Source organism: uncultured Cardiobacterium sp. (assembly GCF_938028185.1).
Lineage (GTDB): Bacteria > Pseudomonadota > Gammaproteobacteria > Cardiobacteriales > Cardiobacteriaceae > Cardiobacterium.
Window position 1 is genome coordinate 1 of the sequence record NZ_CALJAH010000427.1, and the last position, 17079, is coordinate 17079.

Genomic DNA, 17079 nt, shown 5'->3' on the forward strand with positions numbered 1-17079 from the left:
AGGATGCGCAGGATTTGTTTGTTGCCTGCCTGTACGGCGGCGGCGAATTTCTGGATTTCGCGGCTGCGTACGCGCGGGTGGGTGATGACGAGGTTGATGTTGTTGCGGTTGAAGGCGTAGTTCACCGCGATGTTTTCCGGGCCGCCCGCAGTGAAGGCGATGTAGCTCAGGATGCCGTGGTGGCCGAGGGTGATGCCGGAGATGTGGTTGTCGGTGAGGGTGAGGTAGCCGGGGTCGTTGAAGAAGGGGATTTCTTGTTTTTGTTCGCGCGCGATGCTGCGCAGGCCGAGGAGGTGGCCGTAGGTGTCCTGCCCGTTCAGGCAGGCGTGTTTGCGCGCGCGGTGTTCTTTGCTGTATTGCTCGATGAGCGGCTGGATGGCGCTGGCGTCTTCGAGTTGGTAGATGGCGTGCGCGATGGAGGTCGCGGTGACGCTTTGCATGTAGGATTTGCGCCCGTTTTGGTAGTGGCGCATGTCGATGTTTTCGCGGCTGCTTTTGATGGTTTTGCGGGTTTTGTATTGGGCGTATTGCAGGGCGAGCTGCATGATGGCGTCGCGGTCGTTGTGTTTCAGGAGGGCTTGTTCCTGGTCGTTGAGGAAGAGGTCGTAGATGCTGGTGGTGTGGTTTTCGGCGTGGTGGCGGTAGTCAGCCAGCGCGTCCTTGATGAGTTTGTGGGTGCCGCTGTCTTCGTCTTTGGTTTCGTGTTTGTCGATTTGCCAGTCCAGCGGGCGCAGGTTGAGGTTTTCCGGCAGGGTGTTTTTGCGCCGGATTTGTTTGTCGCGCTGGTAGTTTTGGGCGAGCTGGAGGATGTCGGCCAAGCTCGCCGCGTCTATCCAGGTGCTTTCGCTGTGGAGGAAGTAGCGGTCGTCGTTGATGTTGCAGCGGTAGTTGAGCGGTTTGTATGCCCAGAAGGCACTGCCGTCGGAGAAGGCGGCGTCGTTCAGGGCGTCTTCGTCGTCGAGGATGTGCGAGTCGTCGATGCTTAGGACAAACAGGGCTTTTTCGACGGTTTGCCAGATGGCGGCGTTTTCGCCGCGGCTGATGAGTTGCGCGCGGATTTCGCGCGCCTGGGCGTTGGGGAAGACGCTCGGCGCGGCAAAGGGCAGGTCGGGCGCTTCGGGGCGGCTTTGGATGAGGGCGTAGAGGGTGTTTTCGATTTGTGCAGGCGAGGCGATGCCGCCTTTGTCGTCATGGATGTCCATGCTCCAACCGCGCCCCTGGTAGAGGATGATGATGTGGCGTGCGGGGTCGTGCGGGTCGTTGAAGGTGTATTCGTCTTCTACGGGCAGCGGGCGGCGGGCGGCGCCGCGCAGCACTTCCCACTGGCCGTGGCAGGTGTCGGGGTCGTCGAGGATGGCGCGCAGTTCGCCGTTTTGGTAGGCGTGGTGGACGCGGGCAAGGGCGTGGGTGAAGTGGGCGACGCGCTTCAGTCCGCTTTGTGGCGCTTTCCAGTCGATTTTCATCGCCTGGTTGCCGGTGAGTGGCAGGCTGCCCCGGTTGGCGAGGCGCATCGCGCGCCAGTAGTCAATCAGCCAGGAGTCGGGCGCGGCGAGGTCGGCGCGTTGTTCGAGCAGGCGTTGCAGTTTGGGCGCTTCCAGATGGCGGAAGTCTTCCAGTGCCTTGGCGCTGTGGGCGTAGGTTTTGTCGTCCACCAGCGGGCGCAGCCATTGGAGGTAGGTGGCAAAGGTGTCGTCGAGGCTGGGCAGGGGCAGGGTTTTCATGCGGCGGGTTCGGGGTCTGCGATGGTGATGTGGTCGATGCGACGGTAGTTTTTCGGCAGCCAGTTGCCTTTGTGGCCGCGCGGGGTGAGGTAGTTGTCGCGTTCGCTGGCGCGAATGGTGAGTTTTTGTTTGCCGCTGTAGAGGGTGAGGTCGCGTCCGCGCGGTACGGCGAGGATGTGCGCGAGGCGGATGCCGTGTTCGTCGTAGGTTTTTTTGGCAATCGCCAGGGTCTGGCTGCCTTTGCCTTTGGCGAGTTCAGGGATTTCTTCGGCGGGGATGAGGGCGACTCTGCCTTCGTTGCTGATAGCGAGAATGTCCGCTTCGCCTTCGGGCAGGGCTTGCAGGGTGATGGCGCGGCTCGTGCCGCCGGGGGTGATGAGGGTTTTGCCGCTTTTGGTTTTGCTGGTGAGCTCTGTACCGGGGATGATGAAGCCGTAGCCGTTGTCGGCGGCGATGAGGTAGCGGCGTTCGGGTTCGATGATGGCGGCGGCGATGATGTGCGCGTTGGCGTCGATGCTCATGCTGCTGCTTAAGGGTTCGCCCTGGCCGCGTGCTGAGGGCAGGCCGTGCAGGGCGAGGGTGTAACTGCGGCCGTTATCGGCGAGCAGGCAGGCTTGTTGGTTGCTGCGGCCGCTGATTTGGGTGAGGTAGGCGTCGCCGTTTTTGTAGGCGAGCGCCGCGCCGTCGATGGCGTGGCCTTTGCCGCCGCGTATCCAGCCCATTTTGGAGATGATGAGGGTGACGGCTTCGCTCGGTGTCAGTTCGGTTTCGTCCAATGCCACGGCGGCTTCGCGCTCGATGATGCGGGTGCGGCGCGGGTCGCCGTAGGCTTCGGCATCGGCGGCGAGTTCGTCGGCAATCAGCGCCAGCAGGCGTTCGCGGCTTTGTAGCAGTTCGTGCAATCGCTGTTGTTCGGTGGCAAGCGCGTCCTGTTCGGCGCGGATTTGTATTTCTTCGAGGCGGGCGAGGTGGCGCAGCCGGGTGTTGAGGATGGCCTCTGCCTGCGCCTCACTCAGGGCGAAGGTCGCCATCAGCACCGGGCGCGGTTCGTCTTCTGTGCGGATGATGCGGATGACTTCGTCGAGGTTCAGATAGGCGATGAGCAGGCCTTGCAGGATGTGCAGGCGCTCATTGACCGCGTGCAGGCGATGGTTGAGACGGCGGCGCACGGTTTCTTCGCGGTACACCAGCCATTCGCGCAGGATTTGTCCGAGGTTTTTCACTTGCGGACGGCCATCAAGGCCAATCATGTTCATCTGCGCGCTGTAGCGTTTTTCGAGGTCGGTGGTGGCGAAGAGGTGCTGCATCAGGCGTTCGTGGTCAATGCGGTTGGAGCGCGGCACGAGGACAAGGCGGATGGGGTGTTCATGGTCGGATTCGTCGCGCAGGTCTTCCAGCCAGGCGAGTTTTTTCGCCTGCATTTGTTTGGCGATTTGTTCTTGTACTTTGCTGCCGGAGACTTGGTAGGGCAGTTGGTCGATGATGATGTTGCCGTCTTCGAGGTGCCAGGTGGCGCGCAGCCGCACCGCGCCGCGCCCGGTGCGGTAGAGCGCGGCGATTTCTTCGCGCGCGGAGACGAGTTCGCCGCCGGTGGGGAAATCGGGAGCGGGGATGTGTTGCATGAGGGCGTCGTCGGTCAAAAGCGGGTCGGCGATGAGGGCGCGGCAGGCGCTAACGACTTCACCGAGGTTGTGCGGCAGCAGGTTGGTCGCCATGCCGACGGCGATGCCGCTGCCGCCGTTGAGCAATATGTTTGGCAGGCGGGCAGGCAGGCGCGCCGGTTCTTGCAGGGTGCCGTCGAAGTTGGCAACCCATTCGACCGTGCCTTGTTCCAGCTCGGCCAAAAGCGTCTTGGCGTAACCGGTCAGGCGGCTTTCGGTGTAGCGCATCGCCGCGAACGATTTGGGATCATCGGCGCTGCCCCAGTTGCCCTGGCCATCGACCAGCGGGTAGCGGTAGGCGAAATCCTGCGCCATCAGCACCATCGCCTCATAGCAGGCGGAATCGCCGTGCGGGTGGTATTTGCCGATGACGTCGCCGACGGTGCGCGCCGATTTTTTGTGCTTGGACTGATGCGAAAGCCCCAGCTCGCTCATGGCGTAAATGATGCGGCGCTGTACGGGTTTCAAGCCATCGCCGATGTGCGGCAGGGCGCGGTCAAGGATGACGTACATCGAGTAGTCGAGATAGGCTTTTTCGACGAAGCCGGCGAGGGGTTGTTGTTCGGCGTTGAGGGCGGTGTTCATGATGGGCGGGGTTGGTTTTTCGTGGCGTGCCTTTTACGGCGTTTTGCGGGAAAAATCCAGCATGAGCGGCAATTCTTGCTGCGGGCTGTCTTCGCGCATCCCGGAGTAGGTGATGCCGACAAGGCGTACCGGGCGCGCGGGGGCGATGTCGTTCAGCAGGCGCGCAATCCAATAGTGCGCGTCTGTTTCGCGGGTGAAGGCGGTGGAAAGGGTCTGGCGGCGCGTCGTCTGGCTGAAGTCGCTGTATTTGAGTTTGAGGGTGAGGGTGTGCGGTTGCAACTGGCGGCGTTGCACGTCGGCAAATGCCTCGCGGTTTTGCGCGAGCAGCGCCTGGTAGAGCGCGGCGCGGTCTTCGATGTCGCGGGCGAAGGTGGTTTCGCTGCCGATGGATTTGCGTTCGCGCGTGGCTTCTACCGGGCGCAGGTCGATGCCGCGCGCCATGTCGTAGTAGAAGTCGCCCTGTTTGCCAAATTCGTGGTGCAGCGTCTCGCGCGAGAGGCGGCAGAGGTCGGCGCCGGTCTGGATGCCAAGCGCGTGCATATGCGCGGCGGTCGCCCTGCCAATGCCGTGAAAGCGCTCCACCGGCAAGCTGGCGGCAAAGGCCGCGCCCTGCGCGGGCGGGATGACGGCGATGCCGTTCGGTTTGTTCAGGTCGGAGGCGATTTTTGCCAGCATTTTGTTGTAGGAAACGCCCGCCGAGGCGGTCAGCCCGGTCGCGGCGAAGATTTCGGCGCGCAGGCGTTCGGCGATGCGGGTGGCGGAGCCGCTTTCATGCGGGCTGTCGCTGACGTCGAGATAGGCCTCATCCAGCGAGAGCGGCTCAACGAGGTCGGTGACGGCGAGCATCAGCGCGCGGATTTGCAGGCTGACCGCGCGGTACACGGCGAAACGCGGCGGCGCGAGGATGAGCTGCGGGCAACGCTGCTGCGCGCGGTAGGTGGACATGGCGGAATGGATGCCGTAGCGGCGCGCCTCATAGCTGGCAGCGGCAACCACGCCGCGCTCTGCCGCCGGGCGGGCGACGACGAGCGGCTTGCCGCGCCACTCGGGGTGATCGCGCTGCTCCACCGAGGCGAAGAAGGCGTCCATGTCAATGTGGATGATTTTGCGGGAGCGGGGCATGGTGGCGTGCTTATAGGATGGCTCAGCGCCGCCGCAATCCGTCACCCAAACGGCGTTGTTCCAGCGGCATTCCCGCCTCGTAGCGGGCGACAAGGCGCATCGCAATCAGCCAGCAGACCGGCGCGGTGAAGACGGCTTCCGCCATGTGGCCGAGGATGATGCCGCGCGGCCCCAGCAGCCACGCGCCGAGGCTGATCAGCGGAATCGCACCGAACAGCAGCCCGGCGAGGTTGGAAGCGGTGGAGTAAAACGGGCGGCCAAGGTTGTTGTAAGCGGCGTTCAGGAAAAAGATGACGCCCTTGCAGCCGAACAGCAGCGACGCACCGCTGCAATAGAAGCGGAGCAGCGCGGCGGCGCGCTCGTCCAGCGCAAACCATTGCGGCAGCGGCTCGCGCAGGAGGAAGAGCAGCAGGCCGATGACGGCGACGGTAAGCCAGTTGAATTGCAGCGCGGCGAGGAGCGTTTGCCGCACGCGGGCAAAGCGCGCCGCGCCTGCATTCTGGCCGATAATCGGGGCGACGGCGGCGGAGAGTGAAAAGAGCAGGGCGAAGCCGACCGGGACGAGGCGAATGATGACGGCAAAGGCGGCGACGGCATCGTCGCCAAACGCGGCCATTTGTCGCGCGGCAAAGGCGGTGGCGAGCGGGCTGGTGAGGTTGGTGAGCATCGCCGGGACGGCAATGGCGACAATCGCCGGAATATTGAGCATGAGCAGGCGCAAATGTAGCGGCGCGCGCAGGCGGTAGCGCCAGATGACGACGTACCAGGCGGCGGCGACCAGTACCGCTTGCGAGATGAGCGCGGCCAGCGCCGCGCCTTGCAACCCCCAGCCGCAGGCGAAGATAAAGATGGGGTCAAGCACGGCCTGGGTTGCGGTCGCGCCGATGCTGACGTACATCGCCAGCCGCGCGCTGCCGAGGGCAAAGAGGGTGGACGTGCCGCAGTTGCCGAGCGTCAGCAGCGGCAGGCCAATGAGGACAATGGCGAGATAATCGGCGGCGTGGGCAAGCGTCTCGCCCTGCGCGCCGAGGCTGGCGAGAATGGGGACGCGGGCAAACCAGGCGATGGCGGCGAGCAGCGTCAGCAGGATGAAGCTGAAGGCGGAGGTATCCCAGGCGTAGCGCGCGGCGCGGTGGCGGTCGCCGCCGCCGATGGCACGGGCGACCAGCACGGTGGTGGTGATGCCGAGCGCAATGGCAATGGCGCGGATGAAATAGAGCGCGGCCGCGGCGAAACCCAGCCCGGCGATGAGGCGGGCGTCGCCGAGGCGGCTGATAAAGAGAATATCGACGAAATCAACGATGAAGGTGGCGAGGATGCCGACGCTGCGCGCGCAGGTCATGTTGATGAGATGGCGCCAGATGCTGCCTTCGATAAAGGGCGCGTTGGCGGGGTCGGGGCTGCGGTTCATGCGGGTAGGGTAGGGCAGGGCAAAGGCGCGGATTGTAGCGGTTTTTGCCGGTGCTATCTGCGCCGATTTCCCGCCCATAATCAAACAAACTCATCGCGCTAACGAAAAATTTACAAAAAACTGCTTGATATTGCCGCAGCAAGCCATACATCGGCGTTATCCCAATTTCAACCAAGAGGAAACATCATGCAAGCCTTTACCTCGCGCTTCCAGGAAGCGCTGCAAACCGCGCAGTCCATCGCCGTTGGCAAGGACAGCAATTACATCGAACCCGCGCACGTCTTCTTGGCGCTTCTGCGGCAGGAAGGCGGCGCCGCTGCCTCCATCCTGCGCCAGGCGGGGGCGGACGTCGGCACCTTGCGCGCCCACGTCGAGCAAATCGTCAATGACCTGCCGCGCGTGGCGAACGCCACCGGGCAGGTGAACATCTCGCCCGACACCTCGCGTCTGCTCAATCTTTGCGACAAATACGCGCAGCAAAACGGCGACAAATTTATCTCGTCCGAGCTGTTCCTGCTCGCTGCCTGCGAAGATTCCGGCGCGCTCGGCAAGGCGCTGAAAACGGCGGGCATTCAGAAAGCCAAGCTGCAACAAATCATCGACCAACTGCGCGGCGGCGAACCCGTGACCGACGAAGCCGCCGAAGACAAACGCGAAGCGCTGAAAAAATACACCATTGACGTCACCGCCCGCGCCGAGCAGGGCAAAATCGACCCGGTGATTGGCCGCGACGAAGAAATCCGCCGCGCCATGCAAATCCTGCAACGGCGCAACAAAAACAACCCCGTCCTCATTGGCGAGCCGGGCGTCGGCAAAACCGCCATCGTTGAAGGACTGGCGCAGCGCATCGTCAATGGCGAAGTGCCGGAAAGCCTGAAAGGCAAACGCCTGCTCTCGCTGGATCTTGCCGCGCTGCTCGCGGGTACCAAATACCGGGGCGAATTTGAGGAGCGGCTGAAAGCGGTGCTGACCGACATCGAAAAAGCGAACGGACAAATCATCCTTTTCATCGACGAAATTCACACCATGGTCGGCGCGGGCAAAACCGAAGGCTCAATGGATGCGGGCAATATGCTGAAACCCGCCTTGGCGCGCGGCGAGCTGCACTGCATCGGCGCGACCACGCTGGACGAATACCGCCAGTACATGGAAAAAGACGCCGCGCTGGAGCGCCGCTTCCAGAAAGTGATGGTGGAAGAACCGACGGTGGAAGACACCATCGCCATCCTGCGCGGCCTGCAAGAGCGCTACGAAGTGCATCACGGCATCGACATCACCGACCCCGCGCTGGTCGCCGCCGCCGTGCTGTCCAACCGCTACATCACCAACCGCCAACTGCCGGACAAAGCCATCGACCTCATTGACGAAGCCGCCGCGCAAATCCGCATGGAGCTGGACAGCAAACCGGAGACGATGGATCGCATCGACCGCCGCCTGATACAGCTCAAAATGGAGCGGCTGGCGCTGGAAAAAGAGCACGACGACGCCTCGAAAAAACGCCTCGCCGACCTGCAAGACGAAATACATAAACTCGAAAAAGAATACGCCGACCTCGAAGAAGTCTGGCAGGCAGAAAAAGCGACCATCCAGGGCAGCGCCGGCATCAAAGAAGAAATCGACCGCCTGCGTGTGGAGCTGGAAGCCGCCAAACGGCGCGGCGACTACGCGGCGATGAGCGAAATCCAGTACGGCAAAATCCCGGCGCTGGAAAAACAACTGGCGCACAGCGAAAGCAATGAAGCCAAGCCGCAGCACACCCTGGTGCGCAGCGAAGTTACCGAAGAAGAAATCGCGCAAATCGTCTCGCGCTGGACGGGCATCCCCGTCGCGAAAATGCTCGAAAGCGAAAAAGAAAAACTGCTGACGCTGGAAAGCGCACTCGGCGCGCGCGTTGTCGGCCAGGAAACCGCGGTGGAAGCGGTGGCAAACGCCATCCGTCGTAACCGCGCCGGGCTGTCCGACCCGAACCGCCCCATCGGCTCGTTCCTCTTCTTGGGCCCGACCGGCGTCGGCAAAACCGAACTGTGCCGCACCTTGGCCGAATTCCTCTTTGACAGCGATGAAGCGATGGTGCGCATCGACATGAGCGAATTCATGGAAAAACACAGCGTCGCCCGCCTGATTGGCGCGCCGCCCGGCTACGTCGGCTACGACCAGGGCGGCTACCTGACCGAAGCGGTGCGCCGCCGCCCGTATTCCGTCATCCTCTTTGACGAAATCGAAAAAGCGCACGCCGACGTCTTCAACATCCTGCTGCAAGTGCTGGACGACGGCCGCCTCACCGACGGCCAGGGGCGCACCGTGGACTTCCGCAACACCGTCATCATCATGACCTCGAACCTCGGCTCGCACCTCATTCAAGAAATGAACGGCGGCGACTACGAAGCGATGAAACTGGCGGTGATGGAAGTGGTTAGCGCGCACTTCCGCCCGGAATTCATCAACCGCATCGACGAAACCGTGGTCTTCCACGCCCTCGGCAAAGAGCATATGCAAGGCATCGCCAACATCCAGTTGCAACGCCTGCGCAAACGCCTCGCCGAACGCGACCTGGGGCTGGACATCAGCCCGGCGGCGCTTTCGCAACTGGTGGAAGTCGGCTACGACCCGGTCTTTGGCGCACGCCCGCTGAAACGCGCCATCCAGACCCATCTGGAAAACCCGCTGGCACAGCGCATCCTCGCTGGCGACTTCGTCCCCGGCAGCACCGTCCATGTGGATTACCAGGAAGGCGAAGGGTTTACCTTCCGCGCCTGATGTGCGGCATCCGTAGGGTGGGGGGCTTGCCCCACCAACAAAAAACGCCCCGCAAGGGGCGTTTCTCATTGAACCGGCGGCAAAAATTACGGCGCAAACGCCTGCAATTCCGGGTTGATTTCCGTCTGCGCCAGATTGTTGGCGTAATTGCACAAGGTGGCAAGCGCCACGCCGAGAATCACCTCCAGCGCCTGCTGCTCGCCATAACCGGCGGCGTAAAACGCCTGCAATTCCGCGTCATTAACCTTGCCCCGGTTGGCAATCACCGCCAGCGTGAACGCCTGCAGCGCGGCGAGTTTGCCGTCTGCCAGCGGTTCGCGCCGTTGCAGCGCGGCGACCGTCGCCTCGTCCAGCCGCAGTTTCAGTTTGGCGATTTTGCTATGCCCGGCGACGCAAAAATCGCAGCCGTTTGCCGCCGCCGCGCTAATCTGGATAACCTCAATCTCGGCAGGCGTCAGACTGGTGGCGGCATTAATTTTGCCCACTTCCTGATACATCTGTAGCGCGCCTGGCGCGTTGGCCAGCACGGCGAGCAGGTTCGGCAGAAAACCGTTGGCATCCAGCGCTGCTTGCAGGCGGGGTTTGGCGGCGTCTTGCGCGGTGGCGACGGTTTGCAAAGTAATACGGCTCATGGATTCTCCAATGACAAATAGGGGCGGGCGATAATAGCGGGGATACGCGGCAGGCGGAAATAGCAAAAAGTTATAGGGCGATGCCAAACTGGCGCGTAAAAATAGGGGCATTCATATTAAACTGTTGCCGCCGCATCTTGCGGTTTTCCCCACTCCATTTTCAAGGAAGCATTTATGAAAAAAATCCTGCATACCCTGCTGGCCTCGCTGGCCTGCTTCGCACTCATCGCACCTGCACAATCGCAGGATGACGGCGATGCCGAATTTCTTGCACTGATGGCACAGGCAGAAATGGGGCCAAAAAGCATTGCCCTCGGCAGTGAGGCAACATTGCAACTGCCTGCCAATGACAATATCGCCTTCTTTGGCAAAGAACCCGCGAATAACCTTATGGAAAAACGCGGCAGTGGCGCAAGCCCGGAACGCTACGGCATTATTATCAATGCCGCCGACGAATAGTTTGCCGACATTCAGCATGGCGATACCGGTCATATCAAGGATGACGATGCGGAGGAGATTAAAGCAGACAAACTGATGAAACTTATCCGGGAAGGCGAGAAAAAAGAAAACGAAAGTCGCCGCAAGCGGGGCGTGACCGAATTGCACGTGGATGGCTGGGCGCAAGAACCGCATTATGACCGCGCCAATCATCGCCTGATTTGGGCATTGAACGTGCATAGCGGCAATGACCCGCAGACCATTATCAACTACAGCATTATTGCCCTGGGGCGTAAAGACATCATCGCCATTACCCTGGCCGATTCCAACAACAATCTGGAAAAAACACAAAAAAGCGCCAACGAATTACTCAATACCATTACCTTCAATCCGGGCAACCGCTACGAGGATTACAATCCGAAGACGGACAAAACTGCGGAATACGGCCTGACCGCACTGATTGTCGGCGCGGCGGCAGCGAAAAAATTTGGCCTGATTGCGGTCATCATCGCCTTTATTGCCAAATTCAGCAAAATTATTATTGTGGCGGTCGCGGGCGGACTTTATGCCATGAAAAAAATCTTTTCCCGCCGTCGCCATGACGACGATGATGATGATTGAAATGCAGCGTATAAAAACGGCGGGGTAATCCCGCCGTTTTTTATAGCAATGCACCTTGTCTGAGGCTTTAAGTGTATCGCTATATGAGCCATTTGTCGGGATTCAGCCGGGCAACATCACCTCATCAATATGCGCCGCGTTGCAGGCGAGCATCAGCAGGCGGTCCACACCGAGGGCGACGCCAGCGCAGCCGGGCAGGCCGCGTTCCAGCGCGGCGAGAAAGTCTTCATCCAGCGGCATTTCTGGCAGGTTTAGCTGCGCGCGTTCACGGTTATCGGCGAGGAAACGCGCGCGCTGTTCGGCGGCATTGCTGAGTTCCCAAAAGCCGTTGCACAGTTCCAATCCATTGATATACAACTCAAAACGGGCAGCCTTGCCGTCAATAATGCGGGCAAGCGCCGCCTGCGACGGCGGGTAATCGCAGAGAAATTCCAGCGCGCCGCGCCCCAGCTCTGGCTCAACATAATGGGTAAAGAGCAGGTCGAGCATCCCGTCGCGCGAGAGCGGCCAGTCCGCGCTTTCCGGCAGGCGGGCGGTGCAACAGGCGCGCAGTTCGGCGTCATCCATCTGGCCGATGTCGATGCCGAGATGGCGGCGGAAGGCATCGGCGTAAGCGGTGCGGCGCAGCGGCCAGTCGCGGCAGGCGGGCAGCAGTTCGCGCACGAGAGCCGCCACTTCGTCCATCAGGCGCAGATGGTCAAAGCCAAGACGGTACCATTCAAGCAGCATGAACTCGCGCCGGTGCTTGCGCCCCTGTTCCTCGCCACGGAAGACGTGCGCCAGTTGGTAAATGTCGCCCGCACCCTGCGCCAGCAGGATTTTCATCGCGTATTCGGGCGAGGTTTGCAGATAACCGCCGCTGGCGGCGAGCGAAACCAGCTGCGGGTCGGTAACGCCGCAGGGGCGCAGTTGCGCAGTATCGACTTCCAGCACGCCACGCGTGGCGAAAAAGGCGCGGATGGCGGCGAGAAATTGGGCGCGGCGGGCAATGAGTTGGCGCATAAGTTTTTCCATGAAAAAGCCGCCGTGCGGGACGGCGGCGGATTTACCAAAGAAGTTTAGTTCTTTTCCTGATCGACCAAGCGGTTTGCCTTGATCCACGGCATCATCTCGCGCAATTTCGCGCCGACGATTTCGATTTGATGCTCGGCATTCTGGCGGCGGCGGGCGGTCATGGACGGCGCGCCTACTTTGTATTCGGTGATAAAGCGTTTGGCGTATTCGCCGTTTTGAATGTTTTTCAGGCATTCTTCCATCGCGTAACGGCTTTCGTCATTAATGACTTCCGGACCGGTGACGTATTCGCCAAATTCGGCGTTATTGGAAATGGAGTAATTCATGTTGGCGATGCCGCCTTCATAGATCAGGTCAACAATCAGCTTCATTTCGTGCAGGCATTCAAAGTAGGCCATTTCCGGGGCGTATCCGGCATTGACCAGCGTTTCAAATCCGGCTTTGATGAGTTCAACCACGCCGCCGCAGAGTACCGCCTGTTCGCCGAACAAATCGGTTTCGGTTTCTTCCTTGAAGCTGGTTTCGATAATGCCCGCTTTGCCACCGCCATTGGCGACTGCATAGGCAAGTGCTATATCGCGTGCCTTGCCGCTTTCGTTTTGTTCGACGGCAATCAGATGCGGCACGCCACCGCCGCCTTGATAGGTGGAACGCACGGTGTGGCCGGGGGCTTTTGGCGCAATCATGATGACGTCCAAATCTTTGCGCGGCGCGACCTGGCCGTAGTGAATGTTGAAGCCGTGGGCGAAGGCGAGGGCGGCGCCTTTTTTGATGTCCGCTTCGATGTCGCGATAGACTTCGGCGATGTTTTCATCGGGCAGCAGTATCATGACGACATCCGCGCCTTTGACGGCTTCTTTGACCGGTTTGACGGTGAGTCCGGCATTAACGGCTTTTTTCCAGCTTGCGCCGCCTTCGCGCAAACCGACGACGACGGTCACGCTGCTTTCGTTCAAGTTATTGGCGTGCGCGTGGCCTTGTGAGCCGTAGCCCAAAATGGCGACGATTTTGCCTTGCAGTACGCTCATGTCGGCGTCTTTGTCGTAATAGACTTTCATGGTTGCTCCTGTGTTATTGAAGGGGGAAATCGGGATTGCCGTTTTCGCGTTGTTCAAATTCGGCAATTTCTTTGTGCATTTCTGCCAGCAATATTTCTTCCGAAGGCAGATAGAGGCGGTATTGGCTGGCAATGATTTGTTGCTGGCCTTCCGGCAGGCTGAATTTGACCACGGCATCGTTTTTGTCGGCGCACAGCAGGATGCCGATGGTCGGATTTTCATGCGGCAGTTTTTCGATGCGGTCGTAGTAATTGACGTACATTTGTAACTGGCCAATGTCCTGATGCGTCAGTTTGTGCGTTTTGATTTCGACGATAACGAAGCATTGCAGCAGACGGTTATACAACACCAAATCGGCAAAAAATTCATCGCCATCGAGATGCAATCTTTTTTGCCGGGCGACAAAGGTAAAACCATTGCCCAGCTCCAGCAGGAATTCTTGCAAATGACTGATGATAGCACCTTCCAAATCTTTTTCGTAATACGCTGCTTCACGTTGCAAGCCGAGAAATTCGAGCACCATCGGATCTTTGATGATTTCTTTCGGACTTACGGGTTGGCGTTCATTGCGGGCGACAGCCAACACGCTTTCTTTGTCGTTGCTGAGCAGCAGCCGCTCATATAGCTGGCTGTTGATTTGTCGTTCCAGTTGGCGCGAAGACCAGTTGTTTTTCACGCTTTCGGCGATGTAGAACTCCCTTTTGTCTTCGTTATCAATGGATAACAGCATTTTGTACTGGGTCCAACTCAATTGCGCACGCAGTGCGTGCACAATTGGGAACGTGCGGTAGAGTTGGCGGCAGTAACTGATTTGCCGCTTGGAAAAACCACTGCCAAATTCCGGTTGCAGCCGTTCGGCAATCATTTGTACCAGATAGGTTCCGTAATCGGCGCGTTCCTGTCCGCGCTGTTCTTCTTCAAAGATGCGCTGACCGATATGCCAATACATCAGGGTGCGTTCGTGATTGACCGCACGCACCGCCTGTTCACGCGCCCCGGCGATAATCGCCTTGATGTCGTTGATTAAGGTGTTATCGGCCAGCATTACAATTCCAGACATTTGCCTGAACCGGTCGCAGCGAGGCCGGTCATGCCGGTGCGCGCCATTTCCACGATGATGTCGGATTCCAGTACGTCGATAAAGGCGTCGAGTTTGCGCTGCGAGCCGGTGACTTCAAAGATAACCGTCGTCGGTGTAATGGCAATAACGCGCGCGCGGAAGGCCTCGGCTAATTGCAGGTAATGGCCGCGTTGTTTGGCATCAACATTGATTTTGATGAGCAGCATTTCCCGGTCAACAAATTCGGCATCGCTGAGGTTTACCAGCTTGATGACTTCTATCAGTTTGTTGAGCTGTTTGTTGATTTGCTCTATCAGTTTTTCGTCGCAATAGGTGACAAGTGTCAGGCGGGAGATGGTTTCGTCCTGCGTGGGGGCAACATTCAGGTTTTCGATATTGAAACCGCGCGCGGAAAAGAGGCCAACGACGCGCGAGAGTGCGCCCGCCTTGTTTTCCATGAGGAGGGAGATGACGTGTCTTTTGTTATTCATACCAGCACCATTTCTTGACTGTCGCTATCCTGGTTGAGGCTGCAACTGGGCCCCAATATCATTTCTGCCTGACCGCCGCCAGCGGGAATCATCGGGTAAACGTTTTCGCCCGGATCGGTAATGATATCGACGAATACGGTTTTGTCTTTCATGGCGATGACTTCACGCAGTTTGCTTTCCAGCTCTTGCGGTTTTTCGATACGCACGCCGCAATGGCCATAGGCTTCAGCGAGTTTGACGAAATCGGGCAGCGATTCCATATAGCTCATTGAATAGCGTTTGTCATAGAAGAATTCTTGCCATTGGCGCACCATGCCGAGATAGCCGTTATTAAGGCAAAGGATTTTTACCGGAATGTGGTATTGCAGCGCGGTCGTCATTTCCTGAATCATCATTTGAATGGAGCCGTCGCCGGTAATGCAGAAAACGTCTTCATCGGGGCGGGCGACTTTTGCGCCAATCGCCGCCGGATAACCGAACCCCATCGTGCCGAGTCCGCCGGAATTAATCCAACGGCGCGGTTCGTGGAAGGGGAAATATTGCGCGACCCACATTTGGTGCTGACCGACGTCGGAAGCAATAACGGCATTTCCGCCGGTGAGTTTATAAAGCGTTTCGATAACTTGTTGCGGTTTGATGCGCTCGTCGCTTTTTGCATAATGCAATGAATTGACGGCGCGCCATTGGGTGATTTGTTCCCACCAAGCAGCGGTTTGTGCTTTATCTGCTTTTTCCTCGCTCAATTGTCGCAGCATTTCGCTTAAAACTGCGCGCACCGAGCCAACAATGGGAATATGGACAACGACGTTTTTGGCAATGGAGGAGGGGTCAATATCAACATGGATGATTTCCGCATTCGGGCAGAATTTCTTCAAATCGCCGGTGACGCGGTCATCGAATCGTGCGCCCACCGCGAATAATACGTCGCAATGGTGCATCGCCATGTTGGCTTCGTATGTGCCGTGCATACCGAGCATTCCGAGGAATTGCGGATCATTGCCGGGGAAACCGCCCAATCCCATTAACGTTGCCGTCACCGGGAGATTGAGGCGGTGGGCAAATTCGGTCAATAATTCCGAGGCGTTGTCGAGAATGACGCCGCCGCCAAAATAGAGCATCGGTCTTTCCGCTTTTTTCAGCGATTTCAGCGCACGCTTGATTTGGCCGACATGGCCTTCCACCGTCGGCTGATAAGAGCGCATTTCGATGTCTTCCGGATAGGAAAAGCTGGTGAAGGCGCTGGTTACGTCTTTCGGCACGTCAATCAGTACCGGGCCGGGGCGGCCGCTGCGCGCGATGTAGAAGGCTTTTTTGATGGTCGGCGCCAGCTCGTTCACGTCCTTGACGAGGAAGCTGTGCTTGACGCAGGGACGGGTGATGCCGACCGCATCGACTTCCTGGAAGGCATCGTTGCCAATCAGCGCCGATGGTACCTGGCCGGAGATGACGACCAGCGGGATGGAATCGGCGTGGGCGGTGGCGATGCCGGTCACGGCGTTGGTCAGACCGGGGCCGGAGGTGACGATGGCGACGCCGACCTTGCCGGAAGCGCGCGCGTAGCCGTCCGCCTCGTGAATGGCGCCCTGTTCGTGCCGCGAGAGGATGTGGGTGATGTCTTTCTGCTTGTAAATCGCGTCATAGACGTGCAGCACGGCACCGCCGGGGTAGCCGAATATGTGCTCCACCTGCTCTTCCCGCAGCGCCTCGATGATGATTTCTGCACCGTTCAGATGATGTTTTTTCTTCGCCATAGCCTTGCTTGCTCTTGATTCGGGCGGGTAACAGTACGCAAGCGCTCATGCGGCGTCAAGCCGTAATTTTGGCGGACAAATGGCGCGGTCAGGCGTTGGCGCGGCGGACGGGCAGATTGAGTCGCGTGCGGTGGCAAATGGTTGAAAAACGGCAACATTCAGCCATGTCGCCATTAATATCCTCAATTATCCACATAAAATTCACAAGATAATGGCAAAAAAACGCACCGCCCCTGTGAGAATCGGCTAAAATTCGCGCGCCAGTTCACACACGCGCGCGTGAACTGCGGAAAATTCGTAACTCATAATGGAGCAACCCATGATTGGCATATTCAAACCGTCGCCGGAAATTCCCCGCCTTCCGGCCGCACAGGTCGATCCCACCTATCGCCGCCTGCGCTGGCAGGTGTTTGGCGGTATTTTCTTCGGCTACGCCGCTTACTATTTCGTGCGCGGCAACTTTGACCTCGCGCAAAAAGGCCTGATTGAAGCGGGGCTTTACACGAAAACACAACTGGGCATCGTCGGTACCGGCACTGGCCTCGCCTATGGCCTGTCCAAATTCCTGATGGCATCCATCTCCGACCGCTCCAATCCGAAGGCGTTCCTGCCCTGCGGCCTGCTCCTCTCCGGCCTGTGTATGACGATGATGGGGCTGGTGCCGTGGGCCACTTCCAGTGTCGCCATCATGTTCGCCTTCATCTTCCTCAATGGCTGGTTTCAGGGTATGGGCTGGCCGCCCTGCGGCAAGACGATG

The 17079-nt window shown here is 59.2% G+C and carries 14 protein-coding genes; 4 read left to right on the forward strand and 10 right to left on the reverse strand.

What is annotated here, in order from left to right:
- The 4 genes from Q0349_RS12325 to Q0349_RS12340 all read right to left on the reverse strand — a co-directional run.
- The coding region (locus tag Q0349_RS12325; RefSeq protein ID WP_298081315.1) for a choline/carnitine O-acyltransferase at window positions 1-1721 on the reverse strand (1721 nt) is incomplete at its 3' end.
- The gene (gene parC / locus Q0349_RS12330; protein ID WP_298081316.1) at window positions 1718-3967 is read right to left on the reverse strand and encodes a DNA topoisomerase IV subunit A; all 2250 of its coding nucleotides are present in this window, start codon (window positions 3965-3967) and stop codon (window positions 1718-1720) included. The genes parC and Q0349_RS12325, both read right to left, overlap by 4 nt.
- A 33-nt stretch (window positions 3968-4000) precedes the next feature.
- The gene (dinB, locus tag Q0349_RS12335) at window positions 4001-5089 is read right to left on the reverse strand and encodes a DNA polymerase IV (RefSeq protein ID WP_298081317.1); all 1089 of its coding nucleotides are present in this window, start codon (window positions 5087-5089) and stop codon (window positions 4001-4003) included.
- Window positions 5090-5111: 22 nt separating this feature from the next.
- Window positions 5112-6578 carry an MATE family efflux transporter gene (locus Q0349_RS12340; RefSeq protein ID WP_298081318.1) on the reverse strand — a complete coding sequence of 489 codons (1467 nt, stop codon included), beginning with the start codon at window positions 6576-6578 and terminating at the stop codon, window positions 5112-5114.
- Between the two features lie 108 nt (window positions 6579-6686).
- On the opposite strand from Q0349_RS12340, the gene clpB reads away from it, so the two are divergent.
- Window positions 6687-9257 (forward strand): ATP-dependent chaperone ClpB, encoded by a 2571-nt coding sequence (gene clpB / locus Q0349_RS12345; protein ID WP_298081319.1) that lies wholly within the window; start codon window positions 6687-6689, stop codon window positions 9255-9257.
- An 86-nt stretch (window positions 9258-9343) separates the two neighbouring features.
- Here the strand turns inward: clpB and Q0349_RS12350 are convergent, their stop codons facing one another.
- Window positions 9344-9889, reverse strand: coding sequence for a carboxymuconolactone decarboxylase family protein (locus tag Q0349_RS12350; RefSeq protein ID WP_298081320.1), 546 nt, complete (start codon window positions 9887-9889; stop codon window positions 9344-9346).
- A 174-nt stretch (window positions 9890-10063) separates the two neighbouring features.
- On the opposite strand from Q0349_RS12350, the gene Q0349_RS12355 reads away from it, so the two are divergent.
- Together Q0349_RS12355 and Q0349_RS12360 are read left to right on the forward strand one after the other, a co-directional pair.
- Window positions 10064-10348: a hypothetical protein gene (locus tag Q0349_RS12355; protein ID WP_298081321.1), complete on the forward strand. Its 285-nt coding sequence runs from the start codon at window positions 10064-10066 to the stop codon at window positions 10346-10348.
- A 9-nt stretch (window positions 10349-10357) separates the two neighbouring features.
- On the forward strand, window positions 10358-10948 hold the full coding sequence (locus tag Q0349_RS12360) for a DUF2167 domain-containing protein (RefSeq protein ID WP_298081328.1): 591 nt from the start codon (window positions 10358-10360) through the stop codon (window positions 10946-10948).
- A 102-nt stretch (window positions 10949-11050) separates the two neighbouring features.
- On the opposite strand, the gene epmA is transcribed toward Q0349_RS12360, so the two are convergent.
- From epmA to ilvB, 5 genes are read right to left on the reverse strand one after another with little or no spacing between them, the layout of a single operon-like run.
- On the reverse strand, window positions 11051-11950 hold the full coding sequence (gene epmA, locus Q0349_RS12365; RefSeq protein WP_298081322.1) for an EF-P lysine aminoacylase EpmA: 900 nt from the start codon (window positions 11948-11950) through the stop codon (window positions 11051-11053).
- A gap of 56 nt (window positions 11951-12006) precedes the next feature.
- The gene (ilvC, locus tag Q0349_RS12370; RefSeq protein WP_298081323.1) at window positions 12007-13020 is read right to left on the reverse strand and encodes a ketol-acid reductoisomerase; all 1014 of its coding nucleotides are present in this window, start codon (window positions 13018-13020) and stop codon (window positions 12007-12009) included.
- A 13-nt stretch (window positions 13021-13033) separates the two neighbouring features.
- Complete coding sequence (locus Q0349_RS12375; protein WP_298081324.1) at window positions 13034-14065, reverse strand: PDDEXK nuclease domain-containing protein; 1032 nt, start codon at window positions 14063-14065, stop codon at window positions 13034-13036.
- Window positions 14065-14571 carry an acetolactate synthase small subunit gene (ilvN, locus tag Q0349_RS12380; protein WP_298081325.1) on the reverse strand — a complete coding sequence of 169 codons (507 nt, stop codon included), beginning with the start codon at window positions 14569-14571 and terminating at the stop codon, window positions 14065-14067. Before ilvN ends, Q0349_RS12375 begins: the two co-directional genes overlap by 1 nt.
- A complete protein-coding gene (ilvB, locus tag Q0349_RS12385; RefSeq protein WP_298081326.1) occupies window positions 14568-16322 on the reverse strand; it encodes a biosynthetic-type acetolactate synthase large subunit in 1755 nt (584 codons plus the stop codon). Before ilvB ends, ilvN begins: the two co-directional genes overlap by 4 nt.
- Window positions 16323-16641: 319 nt before the next feature.
- On the opposite strand from ilvB, the gene Q0349_RS12390 reads away from it, so the two are divergent.
- Window positions 16642-17079, forward strand: a 438-nt coding sequence (locus Q0349_RS12390; protein ID WP_298081327.1) for an MFS transporter, incomplete at its 3' end; no start/stop codon positions are given.

Coding starts and splice junctions, on each gene's coding strand:
- epmA (WP_298081322.1), bottom strand. CDS start 11,950: ATGCGCCAACTCATTGCCCGCCGCGCCCAATTTCTCGCCGCCATCCGC.
- Q0349_RS12355 (WP_298081321.1), top strand. CDS start 10,064: ATGAAAAAAATCCTGCATACCCTGCTGGCCTCGCTGGCCTGCTTCGCA.
- clpB (WP_298081319.1), top strand. CDS start 6,687: ATGCAAGCCTTTACCTCGCGCTTCCAGGAAGCGCTGCAAACCGCGCAG.
- Q0349_RS12340 (WP_298081318.1), bottom strand. CDS start 6,578: ATGGGCGGGAAATCGGCGCAGATAGCACCGGCAAAAACCGCTACAATC.
- ilvN (WP_298081325.1), bottom strand. CDS start 14,571: ATGAATAACAAAAGACACGTCATCTCCCTCCTCATGGAAAACAAGGCG.
- dinB (WP_298081317.1), bottom strand. CDS start 5,089: ATGCCCCGCTCCCGCAAAATCATCCACATTGACATGGACGCCTTCTTC.
- parC (WP_298081316.1), bottom strand. CDS start 3,967: ATGAACACCGCCCTCAACGCCGAACAACAACCCCTCGCCGGCTTCGTC.
- ilvB (WP_298081326.1), bottom strand. CDS start 16,322: ATGGCGAAGAAAAAACATCATCTGAACGGTGCAGAAATCATCATCGAG.
- ilvC (WP_298081323.1), bottom strand. CDS start 13,020: ATGAAAGTCTATTACGACAAAGACGCCGACATGAGCGTACTGCAAGGC.
- Q0349_RS12375 (WP_298081324.1), bottom strand. CDS start 14,065: ATGCTGGCCGATAACACCTTAATCAACGACATCAAGGCGATTATCGCC.
- Q0349_RS12350 (WP_298081320.1), bottom strand. CDS start 9,889: ATGAGCCGTATTACTTTGCAAACCGTCGCCACCGCGCAAGACGCCGCC.